The sequence below is a fragment of the Enterobacter vonholyi genome, from assembly GCF_040834095.1.
Lineage (GTDB): Bacteria > Pseudomonadota > Gammaproteobacteria > Enterobacterales > Enterobacteriaceae > Enterobacter > Enterobacter vonholyi.
On sequence record NZ_CP162152.1, the window covers coordinates 2,558,094 to 2,577,593 of the forward strand.

Sequence of the window (19,500 nt, forward strand, 5' to 3'; positions counted from 1 at the left end):
GTGCAGTATTTCTTAGTCGGCGCTAATGACGACTGAACCCAGACAGTGAGGATTTTTCACGGTGAAGCTGAAGCTCACTTTTTGTCCATTCATATCTTTTCGGGCTGTATAGCTGGTCACTTCGTTCTCCGAACGGCCGCGCGGATAATCAGTTAACCTCAGCTGCGGATAGCGCTTTTTAACGGTATCAAGCGTTATGCATTGACCTGAGGAAGGTGAAAAATTCAGTAAAGGCGCCATGCCGTCGTTTTGTTTGCTTAAACGTAACCCAATTGCGGTTATGTTCGTTCCATCAACGAGTTTGATATCGTCGGCATTGTAGAAATTGATATATTCATTTTGCCTGGTCATCTTAAACGATAACGGCGCGTTACTAAGGGTTGTAACGGATAACGTCTTAAGCGATGCACTCATCCCGGAAATAAACATCCAAAGATCCTTTTTCTGTGCATCACCTCCAGCCATTCCCGTCGTTAGTAACGCGATAAGCACCGCACCTGCTTTACTCATCTTTGGCCGTAAATTTCGCCTGCACCGCCGCATCAATATCCCCTTTATGCCCCGATCCCGGTGCCGTGGTGCCCGGTTTTGTACCAGAGGTATTCAGATGCAGCTTACCGCCAGTGGTGATATACCCATCCCCTTCCACGAAGAAGTTAAATTCTTTACCGATCAGGTTAATCTTGCCGTTAGCATTCAGCTCAATGGCACTCTCACCGGAGACCAGCCGCAGCTTCGTCCCGGAAGCAATGACGTACTGCTCCACCGCCGCATCCAGCTTGCCTTTCCCCGTCAGGATCTCGGTGCCACCTTTCACGGCCTGAGTCTGATTCGCTTCCACGCGATGCAGTTCATTTTTCTTCACGTAATGGCTGCGCTCGCCGCCGACGCTGTGCGTTTCATCATTTTTAATGCTGGTGTCCATGTTACGCTCGGCCTGGATCCACACCTGCTCTGCACCCGCTTTATCCTCAAAGCGCAGGGCGTTGGCGTTGTCCACGGAACCGTCTTTCGTGCGGCTCATAAAACCCATCTGCGTCGCCGCGGCAGGCAGCGCCCACGGCGGCATGCTCGCGTCGTTGTACACGCGACCGGTAATAATCGGCCGGTCCGGGTCGCCGTTGATAAAGTCCACCACCACCTCATCGCCGACGCGCGGGATCTGCACCCCGCCGTAGCCCTGGCCCGCCCACGCGCTCGACACGCGCACCCAGCAGGAGCTGGTGTCATCGCCCTTCGCCAGGCGGTCCCAGTGGAACTTCACCTTTACGCGGCCGTATTTGTCCGTCCAGATGCTCTCGCCGTTCGGCCCCACCACTTTTGCGGTCTGCGGGCCGTAGGTGCGCGGCCACGCCGTGGTCTGCGCCGGACGGTACACCACCGCCGACGGGATCACCGTGAAATCGGTGCGGTGAATGGTCTCCCCCTCGCCGCTGGCGTAACGGTTCTCTTCAAAGTGATAGCCCGCCGCCGTGACCAGATACTCACCGTTGTCGCTGAAGAACGGCGCGTTGGTTAACGTGAAGGTGTGCCCTGGCGCAATCCCCGCCGCCGTGGCGGTGGCCTGAATCTGCTGATGCTCCACCTGCCAGCGCTCCTGACGAATGCGGGCATAGAACTCCCCGTGCCCTTTGTCCACAAAGCGCCCCGGCCAGTCGTACACGTCGATGCTGCCCGGCTTCGGCGATGCCGGGTTCTGCTGGGCCTGGAACAGCCACGCGTTCGGCTTGCGGAAGTCATAGTCGTCGAGGCTGTAAATCCCCGGCGTCACGCTGTCCTCCAGCGCCCACTGGCTGATGCCCTCTTCATCCGTACTGCCGCCTGACGGCGTCTGGTGGTAAGGAATAACCTCATAGCCGCTGAACGGCTGATGCTGCGTGGCGGCATCGGTCAGCACCAGGGTGTGTTTGTCCGCCTCATGGCGGAAGTGATAGGCAATCCCCTCCAGCTCCATCAGGCGGCTGATGAAGTCCAGGCTCGACTCCTGATACTGCACGCAGTAGTCCCACACCCGGTAGCTGCCGGTGAGTTTATCCTCAACGTTAACCTGATGCTCACCCAGCAGGGTTTTCACAATCTGCGGCACCGTCTGGCCCTGGAAAATACGCAGGTTACGGTCGCGCTTCATCGGCCACAGGTCCGGCTCCACCGTCAGCTGGTACACCGCATAGCGGGTGCCCGTCAGCTCAACGGCGCTGACCGCCACGCGGGTAATTTTGCCGTTAACATAGCGGGACGTCAGCAGGTTCTGCGTCGGGATAGCCACCGTGACCGGCTGGCCCAGCAGCTTGCTGCGGTCGATGCGCGCGTCCGTGCCGAGCACGGTCAGCGTCAGCGCGAACGACTCGGACATCGCCTCGCGGCCCGTCAGTTTCCAGAACAGAAGCCCCTCCACCGGGAGCTGAACGGTAATTCGGTTGAGCATAATCTTTATTCCATCTAGCTTATGCGATTCAGAAAAGAGGTTCGCATCTGTGACTGAGCGTAATTCTACGGATTCACCAGCCAGGTGCCCGGCCTGGTGATATCCAGCGTCTGGCCACGCGTTCTTCCGTTGCCCTGCAGTTCAATCTTCACCTCACCGGCCGGCAGCTTGAGCGACGCATAACCGTTGGTCGCTGGACGGAGCGCTTTTTGCTCGCCGTTCACTTTCAGCGTTTCGCCATCAAGGATGCGGATATAGACCAACGCAATCGGGCTCTCGACAGGCGGTGGCGTCTGCTGTGCCGTCGCCTGCTCGCTCACCTTCGCCGTTTCCGGCTTCACGTCTGGCGCGTTTGCGACGGTTTCGGTTGGACGCGTCTCGCCCGGTGTCTGTGCAGCCTGCTCAGGGGCATCGTTACCGCCGCTGAACAGCATCGCCCCGGCGATAACCCCTACCAGCACGCCTGCGGCAACCATGCCCGGGATCTTGTAGCGGCGCCAGTCGAGCAGCGAAGCCGGTTTCTCGTCTTCAACCGGAACCAGCATCGTGCCGGGCTTTTTCGCCGTCAGCACGTCGTTGATCCCGGCGACCGGCATCTCTATCAGCGCGGCGAACTCGTCGATTGACTGCGGACGATCCTCCATGTGCAGCGCCAGCGCACGGTCAATGGCCTGCAGCAGCGGAATGGAATAGCCCTGCGGCATGATTTCCACCAGCGGTTTGCAGGTATCCTGAATAGAGCGCACCACGCTGACCGGCGGCGGAGAACCCACAATCAGGGTTCGCAGCACGGCGCCGAGGGCGTAAATATCCGTCCACGGGCCCTGCTCGCTTTCGTTGTCGTCGGTGTACTGTTCAATCGGCGCAAAGCCCGGGCGCAGCATGGTTTCCGTTTCGTCGGAGAGATTACCGATGGTGCGGCGCGCGGAGCCGAAATCAAGCAGCACCGGCAGGCCGTTATCCTGGATCTGAATGTTATCCAGAGAGATGTCGCGGTGCAGGTAGCCTTCGTTGTGGATAGTCTTGATCGCGCCAAACAGCATCGGCAGCGTGCGGCGGATCCAGGCTTCGTTAATCAGCTCCGGCTTTTGTTCGCGCAGGCGCGAAAGCGTGGTGCCGCTGTAAAACAGCGTCCCCATGTAGGCCGTGTCGTTTTGCACCCAGAAGCGCAGGACGTGCAGCAGGTTCGGGTGGTTAAAGCGCGCCAGCAGACGGGCTTCCTGAATGAAGCTGTTCAGGCCTGCGGAAAACGCTTTGCCAAAACGCTCGCTGCGCAGCACCAGGGTCATGTCGTCGCCGCGCACGGCGAGCGAGGAAGGCATAAATTCTTTGATAGCGATAGTGCGTTCGAGCTGGTGATCCCACGCGCGATAGACGATGCCAAAACCCCCGCCGCCGATCACCTCTTTGATTTCAAACTCGTTGAAGCGGTACCCGACCGGGAGCGCGTTTGGGACAGTCCGATTGTTATCATTATCCGTCATCTTTTACAGTTCTCTTGATGATTATTACGCGGCAAACTGACAGTGAAACTCGCCCTGCTCGCAGGTGACGTGCAGACGTCGGTACTGCTCGTCGCTGCGGCTGGCGGTAAGTAAGATCTGGCTCATCTGAGGCAGCAGAGTGTTGGTCAGAATAGCGTCCACCATGCGTCCCCCGGACTCCACCTCGGTACAGCGCTGAACGATCTGTTCCACCACGCTGTCGTCAAACTCAGAAATTATGCTGTGATTCTCTTCCAGACGACGCTGAATGCGCTTGAGCTGCAGGCGAACAATCTGCCCCAGCATCTCGTCGCTGAGCGGGTAGTAAGGCACTACCAGCAGGCGGCCCAGCAGCGCCGGAGGGAAGACCTCCAGCAGCGGCTGGCGCAGCGCGCCGCTTAACGCCTCAGGCTCCGGCATCAGGTCCGGATCGGCGCACATGGCGCTAATCAGCTCGGTGCCGACGTTGGACGTCAGAATAATAATGGTATTGCGGAAATCGATGTGGCGTCCCTCGCCGTCTTCCATCCAGCCTTTATCAAACACCTGGAAAAAGATCTCGTGGACGTCCGGGTGCGCTTTTTCAATTTCGTCCAGCAGCACCACGCTGTAAGGACGGCGGCGCACGGCCTCGGTTAACACGCCGCCTTCACCATACCCTACGTACCCCGGAGGCGCACCTTTTAAGGTGGAAACGGTGTGCGCTTCCTGAAACTCACTCATGTTGATGGTGATGACGTTCTGCTCGCCGCCGTAAAGGGATTCGGCGAGCGCAAGCGCGGTTTCAGTTTTACCGACCCCGGACGGTCCGCAGAGCATAAAAACGCCCACCGGCTTGTTGGGATCGTCCAGCTTCGCCCGCGAGGTTTTCACGCGGCGGGCAATGAGATCCAGACCGTGACGCTGGCCGATAACGCGCTGGTTGAGCGTGTCTGCCAGGTTAAGCACCGCGTCGATCTCGTTTTTCACCATCCGGCCCAGCGGGATCCCGGTCCAGTCGGAGACCACCGCGGCGACCACGTTTTCATCTACAGCCGCAAACAGCAGCGGTTCATCGCCCTGAAGGGCGTTCAGCGCCTGCTGCTGCTCCGCCAGCTGGCTGCGCAGATCGGCGCTATCTTCATCACCCGCCGCGAACAGCGCCGCGCGCAGGCGAATAATTTCCTGCACCAGGCTGCGTTCTTCTTCCCAGCGCAGGGCCAGGGCTTCGCGTTTTGTTTCATACGCGTCGCGTTCTGCGCGTAACGTCGTCACGCGCTCGGCGTCGCCGGCCCCCACGCGCGCTTCGCGTTCAGCAATCTCAATTTCCACGTCCAGCGCGGCAAGGTGGCGCAGGCAGTCTTCGAGCTGCCCAGGTGGCGCGCTCTGGCTGACCGCGACGCGGGCGCAGGCGGTGTCGAGCAGGGCCACGGCTTTGTCCGGCAGCTGACGCGCCGGAATGTAGCGATGCGACAGCTTCACCGCCGCACTGACCGCCTCGTCGAGCAGCAGGACCTGATGGTGCGTCTCCAGCGGCGACACGGTGCTGCGCAGCATCAGAATAGCTTTCGCTTCATCCGGCTCGTGCACCTGCACCGTCTGGAAACGACGGGTCAGCGCCGGATCTTTCTCAATGTACTTTTTATATTCTGCCCAGGTAGTTGCGCCGATGGTGCGCAGCTGGCCGCGAGCCAGGGCTGGCTTCAGCAGGTTCGCCGCATCGCCGGTCCCCTGCTGGCCGCCTGCGCCAATCAGGGTGTGTATCTCATCGATAAACAGAATAATCGGCGTGGCGCTGGACTGGACTTCGTTAATGAGCGCCTGCAGACGGGCTTCAAACTCGCCTTTCATGCCTGCGCCCGCCTGCAGCATGCCGATATCCAGCAGCCACAGCTGAATATTTTGCAGCGGCTCCGGGACGTCGCCGTCGGCGATGCGCAGCGCCAGCCCTTCAACAACGGCGGTTTTGCCGACCCCTGCTTCCCCGGTCAGCAGCGGGTTGTTCTGACGGCGACGCATCAGGATATCCACCATCTGGCGGATCTCCTCGTCGCGCCCGACAACCGGGTCAATCTTCCCTTCCCGGGCGCGGGCGGTCAGGTCCTGGCCATACTGGGCCAGCGTCCCCTGTGCAGCCGGTACCGCACCCGCCGGTGCGTCGACGGCGGCAGCGGCCTGCTGCGTCTCTTTGCTGTTGGCGCAGATGGTATCGAACTGCTCAATCAGCACCTCGACGTTAAGGCGGGTAAATTGCGCCGAAATGCTTTTCAGCACGTTGGCCAGGTTCCAGGTTTTCAGCATGCCGATCAGCAAATGGCCGCCGCGAATGCGGCTGACGCCAAACTTCAGCGAGCCGAAGACCCAGGCGCGCTCCACGGCGCTGTCGATATGCTCGGAGAGATCGGAAACTGAACTGGCGCCACGCGGAAGGACATCCAGCGCGGCCACGATATCGCGCGTCAGCTGCTGTTCGTCGAGGGCAAAGTGGCGGATGACCTGCTGCAGATCGCCATCCTGCTGCTGCATCAGCTGATGCAGCCAGTGCACCAGCTCAACGTACGGGTTACCGCGCAGCTTGCAGAACGCAGTGGCGCTTTCCAGAGAGGTAAATAACAGCGTATCCAGTTTGCCGAAAAGCACGGCACGGCTAATTTCTGACATGTTAGTTTCCATTAACAATGGTTCGGTATACGGAAGGATTACCGCTCTGCGCGATACACCAGATCGCCGCGCGGGACAGGCTGCGGCTGAAGGCCCAGCCAGGTGTTATAGCCTAATCGCCCATTGCTGCCGAGCGTGGTGCCCTGCACCGCGTCTTCGCGCAGGATCACCCGCGTTTCCCATTCAAACTCCACCCCGGCGTACTGACGCACCCAGTCGCGCAGCTCGGTCACCCACGCTTCACCCGGCAGAAAGCGGTTGTACTCCTCCGCGCTCAGCGGGCCAATTTCGATGCGAAACTTGTGCTGCACGTCGCGGACGGCGACGCCGAGAAAGGCCGATTCACCCATGCGCGGCATGCGGCGTCCTGCTCCCAGCTGCGCCTGCTCGCGCGTGGAGAGGGGCATCCACTGCGGCACGTTGCTAACCAGTTTGACCGGCGCCTTAAAATAGCTGCGCAGGATCTTCTCCAGCCCCTCGGGATCCCGCCCGTGGCGGGTCAGGTGCCCGGCGTGGGTAAAGCGCGCGTGCGAGCTCAGGCTGCCTTTGTTCATCTGCCCCGGCTGGCCCATGCCAATCAGCGACGCCAGATAGCCCTCAAAGCGCTTGTTATCAGCACGATCCAGGGAGACGGTAGGCTGCGCATCCGCCCAGGCGCGGTAAAACAGCAGCGCAAGACGGTGATGGAACAGATCGGCAAACGCGCTGAGGCTGGTGTCCTGATGATGATAAATACGCTCGCGGGCGTACTCGGTCATATGGACCGGGAGCGGGCCGTTCGGGCCAAACAGGCCGAAGCTGAGGATAGACACCTCGTGCAGCCCGCTCTCTTCCCGCTGACGTACGTGGGCCAGCGTCGACGGCGCAAAGCTCATCGACGGCTGCTGGCCGATGCGCAGCGGTTCAAATTTCGGCAGCGGCGCGCGTCCCAGCGGGTAGCGCTCGCCGCTCTGGGCATCAATGCGCCTTAACAGCTGAAACAGATCGTAGCGCCAGGGCGTCTCACGGACGCCGTGCCAGAACGCGTCCGGCAGCCTGGTCAGGCGATGCACGCGCAGCGGTGCAGTGGCAGCGTCACTCATATCAGCGCCCTTTTACCCATGCGCGGCGCCCAGTAGCCAATCTCGCCGCGCTGCTGACTTTTCAGGGTGAACTCCGTAAAGCTGTTGATAGACACCAGGCGGGCAAAGAGGCGCTCCATCACGCTACCGAAGAGCCACGGGCTGGCCCCGGAAAAGGCTCGCTCATCCACCGTCAGGGTAATGCCGATCCCGCGGGCGAACACGACCGGGCCGGGTTCAGGCACGCGGCGGTGAACCGGCTCCAGCACGCAGTGGCGCACCCCCTCCACCTGACGCGCAACGGGCGTTTCGGCCAGGTTGGCATAAAGCCCTAACAGCTGGCGCAGCGCGGCCGCCCCCTCTTCGTTTTCGCTGTCCATCAGGCTGAGGTAGTTCATCTGCAGCTGGCTGATAAGCCGCCAGGTGCTGAACCCTTCCGCCAGCGCCGGACGCGGCGGCGTCGGCCCTTTACGCAGGGTGAGGGATTTCACCGGCATGGAGTCCGCCACAATGAACTGCCCGAGTTCCTGCTGCAGCATCAGCGGCAGGTCGCGGCTGGTGCAGAGCACCTCGGCAGAGATATAGCGCAGGTTCTCCTGCCAAGGGGCATGCTGTTCATCCACCAGTGAAACAAACACCTCCGAGCCGATATAGCCGGTACGGGTGCCGTAGCGCAGGGCGTGCTCGGACAGCACGCGCTGCTCGCGTCGCAGCGAAAAATAGGCCCCGTAGTTGCCCGCATCGCCGCTCCAGGTGCTCCAGAATGGACGAAACGTCTGGTCATCGCGCTGGCCGTCCGCGCTGCCATAAATTTTTTTGACCGTGTAAATTTCATAATCCAGCGGACGAATGTTATCGACCACCAGATGGTATTCATGCTGGCCGTCATTCAGCTTCTGACGCGCCGCGACCTTGGGAAACAGGTTGATGACCGGCGTACAGTGCAGCGCCAGATGGCTGGCATCGACCACGCGCTCCAGCTGTTCATCTGACTTATCCAGCAGAATGAAGATGTCGAAGGCTTTTTCGCCTTCACAGCGCTGGATCAGCGTGCTCAGACCGCTCAGGCTGATGAAGCGGAAGCGGGCCGGAAACGCAAAGTACTCCTGCAGCAGGCGATAGCCGTCAAAGTTGCGCAGATCGTCCGGCAGCAGCGCCTGGTCAGGCTCAAAGCCCTCCTGGCGCAGCGCATCTGACGCCAGCAGCTGTCGCTGCGGCTGCGGACTGACCGTCTGACAGACGATCCCGGCGTGGTGCTCCATCACCAGCTCCAGCAGCTTCAGCGCTTCAATGTCCGGACCGCCGAGGAAAAATTCCAGGCGGTCGAAATCCAGGTGCCCGAGGTTTTGCGGGCCGTCGCAGGCAATGCGGATCCGCAGGGCGCTGCCGATCCCCCGCTGGCTCAGTCCCAGCTGCGCCAGCGGCAGATCGGCGGGGACGCCGCCCAGTTCAACCTTATCGATTTTCAGCGGCAGCAGGTTGACCTCGTGCGCCGTGGTATAGCTGCAGGTCACGCCGGTTTTTTTCAGCGCCAGGCTGTCCATCATGGTGCCACGCGGGACAATAAAGCCTTTGCTCAGGTCGCCCCGGCTGCTGTCGGGCTCAATCTCCGCAATCGCCATCGACGGCGTGGGCGCGAGATAGTTAGGCGCGATCATCTCCAGCAGACGCTGGGAGAAGCGCGGAAACTCCGCGTCCATTTTCATCTGCACGCGGGAAGTCAGGAAGGCGAAGCCCTCCATCAGACGTTCGGTATACGGGTCCGCCACTTCGATGCCGCGCATGCCCAGCCGTCCGGCGACTTTAGGGTAGCGTTCGGCAAACTCGGCCCCCATTTCGCGCAGATAGGCCAGCTCGCGGTTGTAATATTCGAGCAGTTTACTTTCCATGATTACCCCGCATCCTTCAGTTCAAAATGGCCGTTTTCCAGATCGACATCGGTACGAAACAGAAACTCCAGCGGGTACGGCACGCACCATAAACGCCCTTTGATCTCGATGGAGAGCACGTTGTGCAGATCCAGCGAGGAGGTATCCGACACGCAGCGAACCTGCAGCCCCTGCGGCAAAATGCGCGGCTCAAAATTAATGATGGCCTCGGTGAGCTTGCGCTGAATATCGTGCCATTCGATGTCCGACATTCTTTTCCCGGCCAGCGGCGCGACGCCGAAGTTGACCACCGAGCGGTTCACGTGCGGCAAGGCGCTCAAATCGCCGGAGGCATCGTGGTTGATGGTGTTAAACAGCCACTGCAGATCGCGCAGGACGTTGCGGCGCAGGGCGGCGTGGGTGATCAGATTGCTGTTGGCCGACTCGCGCTTTTTTTCCGGGTCGTCATCGGTGAGGCGATCGAGCAGCGAGGGCTGCATTTTGTCGCGCGCCCCCACCTTCTCCTGCTTGCTGCGGGCTTGCCAGCCGCTGCGCAGCAGATCGCCTTCGCCAGCGGGATTACTCATCGGCTCCATCCGTCGCAAACGTCACGAGGCTCAAGGACAGCAGCGGGCTTTCGCTTTGCTCGCTCAGCCAGGCTTTCTGGCCCCTGCCTTCGTAAAGGGTACCGTCTTCGTCGAGCGCCTGCCATTCGGTGGTGCGGCCTAATTTGACCGCATCAGCGGCATCGGCAGCAAAAGGATAACGCGCCGGGATCTGACACACCTGCTCCGTACCGTCGGTCAGGCGCACCAGCGCGTGACGCCAGACCAGATCGGTGACGCTGGCAGGCGCCTGGAAACGGATCTCCGCGATAGCGTTAAACGGCAGCCAGAAATAGCGGCCGTTCACTATGGTTTCGCAGACCGGGCCGAGACGGGCATCGCCGTCCATCAGCCAGTCAAAAGCCTGCGTCTCCTCGTTTTCGAGGGTGATGTGACCCGCAGTGGCCTGCGCCTGTTCAAGGGCTTCAAGACGCAGCGCATGCGCGCGCTCGCCGTCCTCGCTCAGCGCCGCGGCAAGAGTAGTCAGCCACGGCCACTGGGTTTCAGGCATGGCCGGACGCGCCTGTCCCGCCATCACTTGCGCGCGCTGCTGCTCGCCCTGAATGGACTGCTCCAGCAGCGTGACGGTAGGTTTCGCCTGAGGCTTCAGCGCCAGCCAGCTTTTCAGCTGGGTAAGAGCCCGCGTCCAGTTGCCGCTGAGGGTTAAAAACTGCACAAACGCAGCGCGAAGGTCGGCATCCGCCGGACGGGCTTTGATTTCAGCTTCCAGACGCGCCAGCGCATCGTTGAGCGACTCGCCCGCCAGGTGTTGATAAAGCGTATTCATAGCCATTCCTTAATTCGCCGCGCGCCATGCGCCGACGGCCGGATCGCGCAGCTGAGGACGCAGGGTGTCAATCAGAACGATATTCAGCGGAGTACCCGGTGCGACCCAGGCGCTCCACGTTTTTTTCACCGCCGCGATACGCGCCTGCAGTTTTGCGTCATCGCTGGCGATTTCACGGGAAATCTCCACCGCTACGGTGCCGTTGCTCTTCCAGCTGTTCAGGCTGTTATCGTAAGGCAGGATCATCCAGCTCTGGTCGCTGTTTGGGGTGCTGAATACCATGCGCTCTTTGTTGACGGAGGTGATCAGCGCGTTTTCCGGGTCGGCGCTTTGATTTAGGCCGGTCACCGGGAAACCGTGGATGTACGTCACCGCCATCTCTTTCTGTCCGCCGTTGCGGGACTGCGAAACTACGGTGTGTCCGCTCAGCCAGCTGCCGTTGCCGCAGCGGGTGGTGTCAGAATCCGGAATAAAGAGCGCCGGAGCAGAGGCGCCCCCTTCCCAGAAGGTGCGCAGGTGGCAGCCGTCCTGAAGCGTAAACTCCTGCCACGGCGTACGGTCGGCGGGAACGGTGCGGGAAGCCACATTTTGATCTGGCGGCATTAACGTGCCGCTGGCTGTGGCAGCGGTGACGGTTGCGGCAGGCGTGGCCTGCTCCTGTTTCACCACCAGCGCCCAGTCCTGCGCTTTGCCTGCGGTGCCCTGCGCCAGCGTGGTACCTGCCGGATCGTTGAGCGTCCAGCTGAGTTTATTCACTTTGCTGCACTGGTGCTCCAGCAGTGAGCCAAGACGCGGTACAAAGTTCTCCAGCACGGAGACGTCTTTCTTGCCGTTCGCCACAATGCGCAGCGCCACCTCAGGCTTACACCAGCTTTGCGGCGTGTTGTCTTTAATGTTGTCGATCCAGATATCCAGCTTCTGTGCAGGAGACTGCACGATGCGGAAATTCTCAGCCTGCGCGGTGGAGGTGACCGCCAGAAGTGCCAAACCCGATAGCCAAAGTTTCATATCGTTCCTTGTGTGTCTAATCAGTTCCGCAGGGAAGAAATTGTGCTGCGTCAGAGAGGGTGTGCAGCAAAGTGGTGTCCTGAGGGTTGCCCATCCATACCGCCAGGGCAGTATAGTTATCCTGAGCATTCCCTTCCTGTTCACCATTCTTTTGAATGATTTGGTTCATTAAGGTCAGCCACTCCTGCGGCGTATTGACCATATGCAGCGACTGCTTCATTTGCTCTTCGCTGACGCCGTGCCAGAACCCGTCGGTGCAGAGTAAGAATGCATCGCCGTCTTCAACCTGCACCACGTCGCTGTAGCTCGCTTCTGGCCCGCCGTTTTCAATCCCGAGCGCCAGATAGAGCAGGTTGCTGTTCAGGTTGTCGGTCTGGTGTCCGGCATCTTTCATCTGCTGCACCAGGCTGTGGTCGGTGGTCACATGCCACAGCCATCCCCGGCGGAACAGGTACAGGCGGCTGTCTCCGGCATGCGCCCAGTAGGCCAGGCCGTAATCACGGTCAATGAACAGACTGACCAGCGTCGTGCCCATCCGGCGATAGTCCTGAACGGCCTGCTGCTTGCTGAGGATGGTGCGGTTCGCCGTCTGCACGTAGTCGCGGATGTGCTGCGCATTAAGATGTTTGTCGCCATCGAAGCGGGAGATAATGCTGTTGCGTGCCAGCTCTGCAGCTACCTCACCGCCCGGCAGGCCCGCGATGCCGTCGCAGACGACAAAGCAGGCTGAACGTTCCCCTATGGTTTCTCCCGTCTGATCCTGGTTGCTGGCGCGCGTCCCCTGGCGGGAGAGAGAAGCCGTTGCGATATTCATTTGTCTTCCGATCCGCTCTGTGAGTCTTTGTACTGATTCACCTCCATGTCGTACGCATGAAGGAAGGCCTCGCCGAACAGGGTGTGGAAGTCATCCTCAATCTCGCCCGCCGTCTCGCCATAGCTGCGAACAAAATAGTCCCACAGGGCGGCTTTGCGGCTGCCCGGCAGCGCCAGACGTGAGGTCATGCCGTTCTGCTTCGCCTGCTCTTCCAGCTGCTCCGGGTTAAAGGACTGCAGCATCGCGGCAATGATGGCGCGGATGCCGGAGATCATACCCAGCTGGTGCGCCTGCAGATCGATCAGCGCGTCGCGCACGGATTTGGTCGGCGGCATAAAGCCCGGCATCGGGGTGCCGAACATCTGGATCAGCACGGTTTTGCCGGTCGGCAACAGCTTGAACGGGTTGTTGGCATCGTCCAGCACCATGGTCATATCGGCTTTTACGCCGCGCTTGAGGATGGAGCGCGAGGAAAGCAGCGCCACCGTTCCCTGAGAGAACATACCGAGGATTTGCCCGAGCTGACGCATATTTTCACGGTCAAACTGCGGAACGGGCTGCATTTCGCTCAGGCCCATGCCTTCCAGCAGCGCCTCCAGAAGCTCGCCCTGCAGCACTTCGCCCTTCTCACCGCTGTTTGCCGTGGCGGCTGGGGCGGCGGCGTTATTGACCGGGTCGATGCGAAGACGGCCCTTAGGGGCCTGGGCGCTGCTGCGCGCAACGGCCTGCGGCGTAGGCATGGTGAAGCCTGCGTAATCCGGTCGCGCGGGCTCTTCTTCCGCGCGCGGTTCTTCCTGCGGCTCAGGGGCGAACAGCGGAGAATCGGCCAGCACGTCCTCTTCCTGCTCAGGCTCCGGCACTGGCGCAGGCTTTTCGTCGACTATGTCATCCGGATGGGTTAACGGCGCGCCGCCCATCAGCCCGAGCGGGTCGTCATTACGCGCGGCTGGCGCGCTGGCCTTGCCGCCAAACAGGGCCAGCGGATCGAGCTCATCCGTCGCCTCGTCTTCTGGCTTAACGGGGCTCGTCTCGCCCGGCGGCACCAGCGTTGACGGGGTGACGTCGTCAAAAATACTCTCTTTTTTGAACAACGCTTCGTCGCTGAACAGCGTGTCCGGGTCAACGTTCTTACGCTCAAGCCTTGGATCGCTGTCGTTGAACATCGCCAGCGGATCTTCAGCGTTACGCTCCGGGGCCGCTGGCTGGGAGAATGGATCGTGCGATGCAGCTGGCTGCGGTTTTGTACGGTTGCTGGAGATGCTGTCGGAGATGGAGAACTCCTGCATCAGGCTATCCCAGATTTCCGTTGGCACGGCGGTCGGCTCGGCCTTCCCGCGCGGTGCGGTGCTCGCCGGCTTCGGTTGCGGAGCGGGCGCGGACGCGGCTGCCGGACGCGCCTGCTGATGCATGCTGGCGGCCATACGGCTCACTGGCTGCGTATCGTGGATCAGTTCGGTGACTTCGATACGGTAGTCATCAATACCGAGAATGTCGCCATCCTGCAGCTCAACCTGACGCCCTCGCTCCAGCGGAATGTCATTTAATACCACGCGGGTGACGCTGCCACGGTTGGTCACGCGGCATTCGCCCTGGGCGTCAACGTGAACAATGGCCTGCAGACGAGAGATGGTGCGGTCATTGTCCGGCAACACCAGATTGTTATCCGTACCGCGCCCAATGGTGCCGCCCGGGGCGTAAAAATCACAGCTGCTTTGCGGCGGCTGATGACCGGGTTTTGTAGAAATAATCGTGAATCGCATGGCGTATTCCTGCTGGTATGATTAGCGCTCAAACGCTGCCGCTCTCGGGGCGAGAACGGCGGCGTTTGGGGTTAACACATTCTATTCAGTCTGCGTAAGCTTAAACTGGCCTGAAGGACCTTCCTGTAAGGTGAAGCGGGCAGCATAGCGAACAGAATCGTTTTTCCCTGACACTTTCAGAGCAACATCATATTCTCCGGCTTGCCACGCAATCCCCTGCCACTGGTGACACTGTTGGGTCGTTAACGTCACTTCAGGGCTAAACGTTGACGGCGGCGATACCGCTTTCCACTCATTTCCCGCGCGTTTCATTATGGTGGGCGAATGGCTGGTGACAGGCGCGTCTAACCCGGAGTTAGCGGGAATAGCAAAGCAGGGTTCGTTGTTCTTTAGCGTAACCGAAAGCGACTGATATTGTGCAGGATGAGATACACAGGCACTCACCGTTAATGCAATTGCTACAACACTGAGTAACTGTTTCATAACCATACCCGCCGGTCTTTAGGATTTTGAATAAACAACGATAATACCTGCAGGTATTTATCCTTCAGGTCGGGCCCGATAATTCCCTCAAAACCTGCAATGTTTCGGAAATCACCCAGACCGTAATTTATCAAATAATAAAAATCAGAAATGATAGAAGCCTGCTGCTCCATACCAAAGTCCGATAGTTTTTTATCGGGGGGCAGAGAATAATTATAACTTGCTGCCCAACTGAATGCGCCTCGGGTTCGAACATTCATTCCAATCTGATGCTGCAATACATGCACCATTTCGTGAATAAACCAGTGTTTATATCGCGGAACCTCTATTGAAAAGTCATCCCGATAATGCGGCTCGCGAAAATAGAGCTCACCATTGGGGGTCATCGCGACATCTGTCGACTGCATATTAAACGGCAAATAGCTTTTATTATGGACTTTAACTTCTGAATACTTTATTGCGTCACCAAAAACCGAGCGCGCCAGTGCTATTTCGCCAATGGTGAGAGGACGGGCGCCTCCTTCCTGCAAACTTGCCATGCTATCTTCCTTCCCGGTTGATAATGACCGGGGAAACTCCCCGGCCACATACGCAATTACGCTTCTTTGTTTTCTTTGATGTTCCAGCCAGCGCTGCTTTCAGCACCCTTACCACCAGACGTGGTCTGCTCCCAGTACTGCTGTTTCACTTTCGCAGCCTGGAACGCATAGGTCACACCAACGGTATCGCCGTTGTCTGCACCGGTGTACTGAACAGAGGTGACCAGCACATCTTCCAGCGTGATGCGGGAGTATTCCACCTGCTGGCCGCCGGCTTTACAGACGGACAGCTCAACTTTGGTCAGGTGTTTACCGCTGGCGCAGTGTTTCAGGATAGCGGTGGTGGATTTGTCGATCAGCGCGTTAACGTGCAGGTCGTTAAAGTTAACTTTACCGGCACCGCCGCCACCGCCAACGCTCATATTACCTGGCTGGGAAGCGCCCCAGGAGAAGGAGGTAATATCAGTCCAGCCGGTGTGGTTAGAATCTTTAGATTCGCCCGTAACACCCTCGACCTTCAGAAACATATCAATAGCCATAATATCTACTCTTCGTGGATGAACAATATTGCTTTCGAAAAAGCACTTATATGGCAAACAGGAAAGCATGGGGCTGAATAAAACCGTCCATATTTTACCTCTGCCTCATATCAAATGACCCGTGTCATTTGACAGTCTTACATTCCCCCGCAATAACGGAACGAATGTGAAGTCATTATTACCGTGCGTTATTCTGGAACTTGTTAAGGACGGCATTAACAACTTAGCCGTCTTTCTTGCCGGGTGGCGCTGTGCTTACCCGGCCTACATTGAGAAAAATATCAATGGGTTGCACGTTTCATCGTAGGCCCGTGCAAGCGTGGCGCCGCCGGGAGAAACTCACAAAACGCATGTTGCTCTTACGCGTCTTTCGTCTTCAGCGACGGCAGTTTAGATACCAGACGCAGAGAAACGGTCAGACCTTCCAGCTGGTAGTGTGGGCGCAGGAAGAACTTCGCGGCGTAGTAGCCCGGGTTATCCTCAATCTCCTGCACCTGCACTTCCGCAGCCGCCAGCGGTTTACGGGACTTGGTCTCCTGGGAGGAGTTAGCCGGGTCACCGTCGACGTAGTTCATCACCCAGTCGTTCAGCCAGCGCTCCATCTCTTCGCGCTCGCGGAAGGAGCCGATTTTGTCGCGGACGATGCACTTCAGGTAGTGGGCAAAGCGGCAGCAGGCGAACAGGTACGGCAGACGAGAGGCCAGACGCGCGTTGGCGGTGGCATCCGGGTCGTGGTACTCCGCCGGTTTCTGCAGGGACTGCGCGCCGATGAAGGCGGCAAAGTCGGAGTTTTTGCGGTGAACCAGCGGCATAAAGCCGTTTTTCGCAAGCTCAGCTTCACGACGATCGCTGATGGCGATCTCGGTTGGGCACTTCATGTCCACGCCGCCGTCATCGCTCGGGAAGGTGTGGCACGGCAGATTTTCCACCGCCCCGCCGGACTCCACGCCGCGAATCGAGGTGCACCAGCCGTACTCTTTGAAGGAGCGGTTGATGTTGGCGGCCATCGCATACGCTGCGTTCGCCCACGAGTAGCTGTTGTGGTTCGCGCCGTCGGTCTGCTCTTCAAAGTCAAAGCTGTCGACCGGGTTGGTGCGAATGCCGTACGGCAGGCGCGACAGGAAGCGCGGCATCACCAGACCCAGATAGCGGGCATCTTCGGATTCACGCAGCGAACGCCAGGCGGCGTATTCGGTGTTCTGGAAGATCTTGGTCAGGTCGCGCGGGTTAGCCAGCTCCTGCCAGGACTCCATCTGCATCACGCCCGGTGCGGTACCGGTGATAAACGGACAGTGCGCCGCAGAGCCGATGCGCGCCATTTCCCCCAGCAGCTCAACGTCCTGCGGGCTGTGGTCGAAGTAATAGTCGCCGACGATGCAGCCAAACGGCTCGCCGCCGAACTGACCGTACTCCTGCTCGTAGATTTTTTTGAAGATCGGGCTCTGGTCCCAGCCCACGCCCTTGAAGCGCTTCAGGGTGCGGCCCAGCTCCTGCTTGGAGATGCTCATAAAGCGGATCTTCAGCATCTCGTCAGTTTCAGTGTTGTTCACCAGGTAGCTCAGACCGCGCCAGGCGCTCTCCAGCTTCTGAAACTCTTCGTGGTGAATGATCTGGTTTACCTGCTGCGAAAGCTGCTCGTCGATACCGGCAATCAGGTTCTGAATGGTACGGTAGGTATCGTTCGAGAAGGTGACGGTATTTTCCAGCGCCTGCTGCGCCAGGGTTTTGACCGCGCTTTCTACAGCGGAACGCGCCTGGTCGGTTTTCGGGCGGAACTCTTTGTTCAGCAGCGCGCTGAATTCATCCTGGCTGAACGCCTGACCCGCCTGCTGCTCGTGTTGTTGAGTCTGGTTGCTCATCGATTATTCCTCGCTACCTTTCGCGCTTTCGTCATTTTTCGGCAACTGGCTCAGGGATTTGAGCAGCGTCGGATCCTGCAGAATTTTTGCGATCAGCTCTTCCGCACCGTTTTTACCGTCCATATAGGTCAGCAGGTTGGAAAGCTGGGTACGCGCTTCCAGCAGCTTGTTCAGCGGCTCAACCTTGCGGGCCACCGCATCCGGCAGGAAGTCGTCCATGCTGTCGAAGGTAAGATCTACGTTGAGCTTACCTTCGCCGGTCAGGGTGTTATCCACCTGGAACGCCACGCGCGGCTTAAGCGCCTTCATGCGTTCGTCAAAGTTGTCGATGTCGATTTCGAGGAATTTACGCTCGTCGACGGCCGGCAGGTTTTCAACCGGTTTGCCGACCAGATCGGCCATGACGCCCATCACAAACGGCAGCTGAATCTTACGTTCTGCACCGTAGATCTCTACGTCGTACTCGATCTGCACGCGGGGGGCACGGTTACGTGCGATGAATTTCTGCCCACTGTTACTCATTGCCATGATGTTCTCCATCAAAGATGCGCGGTGAAGGTGAAACGGCAGGCTCCATGCCTGTCGTCATAATGCCTGGACGCGTTATTCGCGGCGCCCAAAGATGTTTTCAAGTTGGTTAACGCCGTCTGGCGCCAGGTCGCGAATAATGTCCATAAAGTTGAGTTCTGACAGCCGCTGCACCCGTTCAATCATCAGCGGTGCGGGGTGGCTCGGTTCGTACTGCGCAAAATACTGTTTTGCTTTTTCCAGCATCAGCTGCGCGTCGGCGCGGCTGGTGACCTGCACGCTGCGCCAGTCGGTGACCGGCTGAGCGGGCTGCGCTGCCGACGACGGCTGCTCTGCCTGTGGTTCTGCATGCGCCTCACGGTTCGGCAGCAGCTTGCTGATGTCGGTTACCTGACACGCGCTTGCTACCAGTCCGACGGTTTTAAGCAGCTGCTCCATCTCGGGCACGCCGCTTTCACCGAGATGCCCGGTGAGCAGCTCGCGAATGGCCAGCAGCCGTTCGTTGATGACGATAACCGCTGCGGTCCCCGGCTGGTCGCCGCGGGCCAGCTCGTCAATCAGCCGTGGACGCCCGCCGGGATAGTCCGGGCATTCGGTTTTACTGCCGTCCAGCAGGGCCTGAGCATCCCGGAGCGAAATTTCATCGCCGTTTGAACGCAGCAGCGAGGCGTTACGCACGGCGATGGTGAGGTCGGACTTATCGCTCAGCCCTGCCAGGGCGTTAATGCGGTAGAACGGGTCGGTTTCGCCATACTCTTCCAGCAGCGGATAGAGCGTCTCCCAGTAACGGGCGATCGCCTCCTGCACCAGCAGTAATCCGTCCGCGTAGCCCGCAAGCCCGCGACGGCGGGTCCAGGCATGGGTTAACGCCAGCAGGACGCGAAGATCCTTGGTGCGGGTCAGCAGGCTGGTGGCGTATTTTTCCACCGTGTTCCAGTCAGCTGGTTCTGCCGGAATAATGGTGTCGCCAAACTGCTGTTCCGCTTTCCCAAGACTTGCCTGATTCATGCTCTGGAAGTCGGCGTCGTACTCCAGGTTTTCGCCACAGGGTTTTTCGGGACTTATTGGCGCGAGAAATTCTTCGATATTCATGAGATCCC

17 protein-coding genes are annotated in these 19,500 nt (G+C 59.3%); all 17 read right to left on the minus strand.

The genetic code is table 11. From position 1 onward, the window contains the following. Positions 1 to 12 precede the first annotated feature (12 nt). A complete protein-coding gene (locus tag AB3N39_RS12075) occupies positions 13 to 510 on the minus strand; it encodes a hypothetical protein (protein ID WP_252093101.1) in 498 nt (165 codons plus the stop codon). Beyond that, a complete protein-coding gene (locus AB3N39_RS12080) occupies positions 503 to 2,425 on the minus strand; it encodes a type VI secretion system Vgr family protein (protein ID WP_367896756.1) in 1,923 nt (640 codons plus the stop codon). The genes AB3N39_RS12075 and AB3N39_RS12080 overlap by 8 nt, the downstream gene beginning before the upstream one ends. Positions 2,426 to 2,490: 65 nt before the next feature. Then, positions 2,491 to 3,909, minus strand: coding sequence for a serine/threonine-protein kinase (locus tag AB3N39_RS12085; protein WP_133294646.1), 1,419 nt, complete (start codon positions 3,907 to 3,909; stop codon positions 2,491 to 2,493). 24 nt (positions 3,910 to 3,933) lie between these two features. Next, complete coding sequence (tssH, locus tag AB3N39_RS12090) at positions 3,934 to 6,549, minus strand: type VI secretion system ATPase TssH (RefSeq protein ID WP_133294647.1); 2,616 nt, start codon at positions 6,547 to 6,549, stop codon at positions 3,934 to 3,936. A gap of 38 nt (positions 6,550 to 6,587) precedes the next feature. After that, entirely contained in the window at positions 6,588 to 7,631 is a 1,044-nt protein-coding gene (tssG, locus tag AB3N39_RS12095; protein ID WP_133294648.1) for a type VI secretion system baseplate subunit TssG, read from the minus strand. Then, positions 7,628 to 9,499: a type VI secretion system baseplate subunit TssF gene (tssF, locus tag AB3N39_RS12100; RefSeq protein ID WP_136195750.1), complete on the minus strand. Its 1,872-nt coding sequence runs from the start codon at positions 9,497 to 9,499 to the stop codon at positions 7,628 to 7,630. The genes tssG and tssF overlap by 4 nt, the downstream gene beginning before the upstream one ends. Before the next feature lie 2 nt (positions 9,500 to 9,501). Continuing rightward, entirely contained in the window at positions 9,502 to 10,065 is a 564-nt protein-coding gene (tssE, locus tag AB3N39_RS12105; protein ID WP_111964760.1) for a type VI secretion system baseplate subunit TssE, read from the minus strand. Then, positions 10,058 to 10,870, minus strand: a complete 813-nt coding sequence (locus AB3N39_RS12110) for a type VI secretion system accessory protein TagJ (protein ID WP_136195751.1) — start codon at positions 10,868 to 10,870, stop codon at positions 10,058 to 10,060. The genes tssE and AB3N39_RS12110 overlap by 8 nt, the downstream gene beginning before the upstream one ends. Before the next feature lie 9 nt (positions 10,871 to 10,879). After that, positions 10,880 to 11,878 (minus strand): hypothetical protein, encoded by a 999-nt coding sequence (locus AB3N39_RS12115; protein ID WP_111964762.1) that lies wholly within the window; start codon positions 11,876 to 11,878, stop codon positions 10,880 to 10,882. A gap of 16 nt (positions 11,879 to 11,894) precedes the next feature. Then, positions 11,895 to 12,692 (minus strand): PP2C family serine/threonine-protein phosphatase, encoded by a 798-nt coding sequence (locus AB3N39_RS12120; protein ID WP_143345242.1) that lies wholly within the window; start codon positions 12,690 to 12,692, stop codon positions 11,895 to 11,897. Next, on the minus strand, positions 12,689 to 14,452 hold the full coding sequence (gene tagH / locus AB3N39_RS12125; protein ID WP_133294651.1) for a type VI secretion system-associated FHA domain protein TagH: 1,764 nt from the start codon (positions 14,450 to 14,452) through the stop codon (positions 12,689 to 12,691). The genes AB3N39_RS12120 and tagH overlap by 4 nt, the downstream gene beginning before the upstream one ends. Before the next feature lie 81 nt (positions 14,453 to 14,533). Beyond that, on the minus strand, positions 14,534 to 14,941 hold the full coding sequence (locus tag AB3N39_RS12130; RefSeq protein WP_111964764.1) for a putative T6SS immunity periplasmic lipoprotein: 408 nt from the start codon (positions 14,939 to 14,941) through the stop codon (positions 14,534 to 14,536). Beyond that, entirely contained in the window at positions 14,932 to 15,474 is a 543-nt protein-coding gene (locus AB3N39_RS12135; RefSeq protein WP_021240381.1) for a hypothetical protein, read from the minus strand. Before AB3N39_RS12135 ends, AB3N39_RS12130 begins: the two co-directional genes overlap by 10 nt. Positions 15,475 to 15,530: 56 nt before the next feature. Further along, positions 15,531 to 16,013, minus strand: a complete 483-nt coding sequence (locus AB3N39_RS12140) for a type VI secretion system tube protein Hcp (protein ID WP_008502640.1) — start codon at positions 16,011 to 16,013, stop codon at positions 15,531 to 15,533. A 359-nt stretch (positions 16,014 to 16,372) separates the two neighbouring features. Beyond that, entirely contained in the window at positions 16,373 to 17,872 is a 1,500-nt protein-coding gene (tssC, locus tag AB3N39_RS12145; protein WP_014884232.1) for a type VI secretion system contractile sheath large subunit, read from the minus strand. A 3-nt stretch (positions 17,873 to 17,875) separates the two neighbouring features. Then, positions 17,876 to 18,400: a type VI secretion system contractile sheath small subunit gene (tssB, locus tag AB3N39_RS12150; protein ID WP_008502644.1), complete on the minus strand. Its 525-nt coding sequence runs from the start codon at positions 18,398 to 18,400 to the stop codon at positions 17,876 to 17,878. 75 nt (positions 18,401 to 18,475) lie between these two features. Further along, positions 18,476 to 19,492: a type VI secretion system protein TssA gene (tssA, locus tag AB3N39_RS12155; protein ID WP_133294652.1), complete on the minus strand. Its 1,017-nt coding sequence runs from the start codon at positions 19,490 to 19,492 to the stop codon at positions 18,476 to 18,478. Positions 19,493 to 19,500: the final 8 nt, after the last annotated feature.

What these genes read in the sequence shown, in the direction of transcription:
- AB3N39_RS12085 (WP_133294646.1), bottom strand. Translation starts at nt 3,909, where the DNA reads ATGACGGATAATGATAACAATCGGACTGTCCCAAACGCGCTCCCGGTC.
- tssB (WP_008502644.1), bottom strand. Translation starts at nt 18,400, where the DNA reads ATGGCAATGAGTAACAGTGGGCAGAAATTCATCGCACGTAACCGTGCC.
- AB3N39_RS12135 (WP_021240381.1), bottom strand. Translation starts at nt 15,474, where the DNA reads ATGGCAAGTTTGCAGGAAGGAGGCGCCCGTCCTCTCACCATTGGCGAA.
- AB3N39_RS12075 (WP_252093101.1), bottom strand. Translation starts at nt 510, where the DNA reads ATGAGTAAAGCAGGTGCGGTGCTTATCGCGTTACTAACGACGGGAATG.
- tssF (WP_136195750.1), bottom strand. Translation starts at nt 9,499, where the DNA reads ATGGAAAGTAAACTGCTCGAATATTACAACCGCGAGCTGGCCTATCTG.
- tssH (WP_133294647.1), bottom strand. Translation starts at nt 6,549, where the DNA reads ATGTCAGAAATTAGCCGTGCCGTGCTTTTCGGCAAACTGGATACGCTG.
- tssA (WP_133294652.1), bottom strand. Translation starts at nt 19,492, where the DNA reads ATGAATATCGAAGAATTTCTCGCGCCAATAAGTCCCGAAAAACCCTGT.
- AB3N39_RS12115 (WP_111964762.1), bottom strand. Translation starts at nt 11,878, where the DNA reads ATGAAACTTTGGCTATCGGGTTTGGCACTTCTGGCGGTCACCTCCACC.
- tssG (WP_133294648.1), bottom strand. Translation starts at nt 7,631, where the DNA reads ATGAGTGACGCTGCCACTGCACCGCTGCGCGTGCATCGCCTGACCAGG.
- tssC (WP_014884232.1), bottom strand. Translation starts at nt 17,872, where the DNA reads ATGAGCAACCAGACTCAACAACACGAGCAGCAGGCGGGTCAGGCGTTC.
- AB3N39_RS12140 (WP_008502640.1), bottom strand. Translation starts at nt 16,013, where the DNA reads ATGGCTATTGATATGTTTCTGAAGGTCGAGGGTGTTACGGGCGAATCT.
- tagH (WP_133294651.1), bottom strand. Translation starts at nt 14,452, where the DNA reads ATGCGATTCACGATTATTTCTACAAAACCCGGTCATCAGCCGCCGCAA.
- AB3N39_RS12120 (WP_143345242.1), bottom strand. Translation starts at nt 12,692, where the DNA reads ATGAATATCGCAACGGCTTCTCTCTCCCGCCAGGGGACGCGCGCCAGC.
- AB3N39_RS12130 (WP_111964764.1), bottom strand. Translation starts at nt 14,941, where the DNA reads ATGGTTATGAAACAGTTACTCAGTGTTGTAGCAATTGCATTAACGGTG.
- AB3N39_RS12080 (WP_367896756.1), bottom strand. Translation starts at nt 2,425, where the DNA reads ATGCTCAACCGAATTACCGTTCAGCTCCCGGTGGAGGGGCTTCTGTTC.
- AB3N39_RS12110 (WP_136195751.1), bottom strand. Translation starts at nt 10,870, where the DNA reads ATGAATACGCTTTATCAACACCTGGCGGGCGAGTCGCTCAACGATGCG.
- tssE (WP_111964760.1), bottom strand. Translation starts at nt 10,065, where the DNA reads ATGAGTAATCCCGCTGGCGAAGGCGATCTGCTGCGCAGCGGCTGGCAA.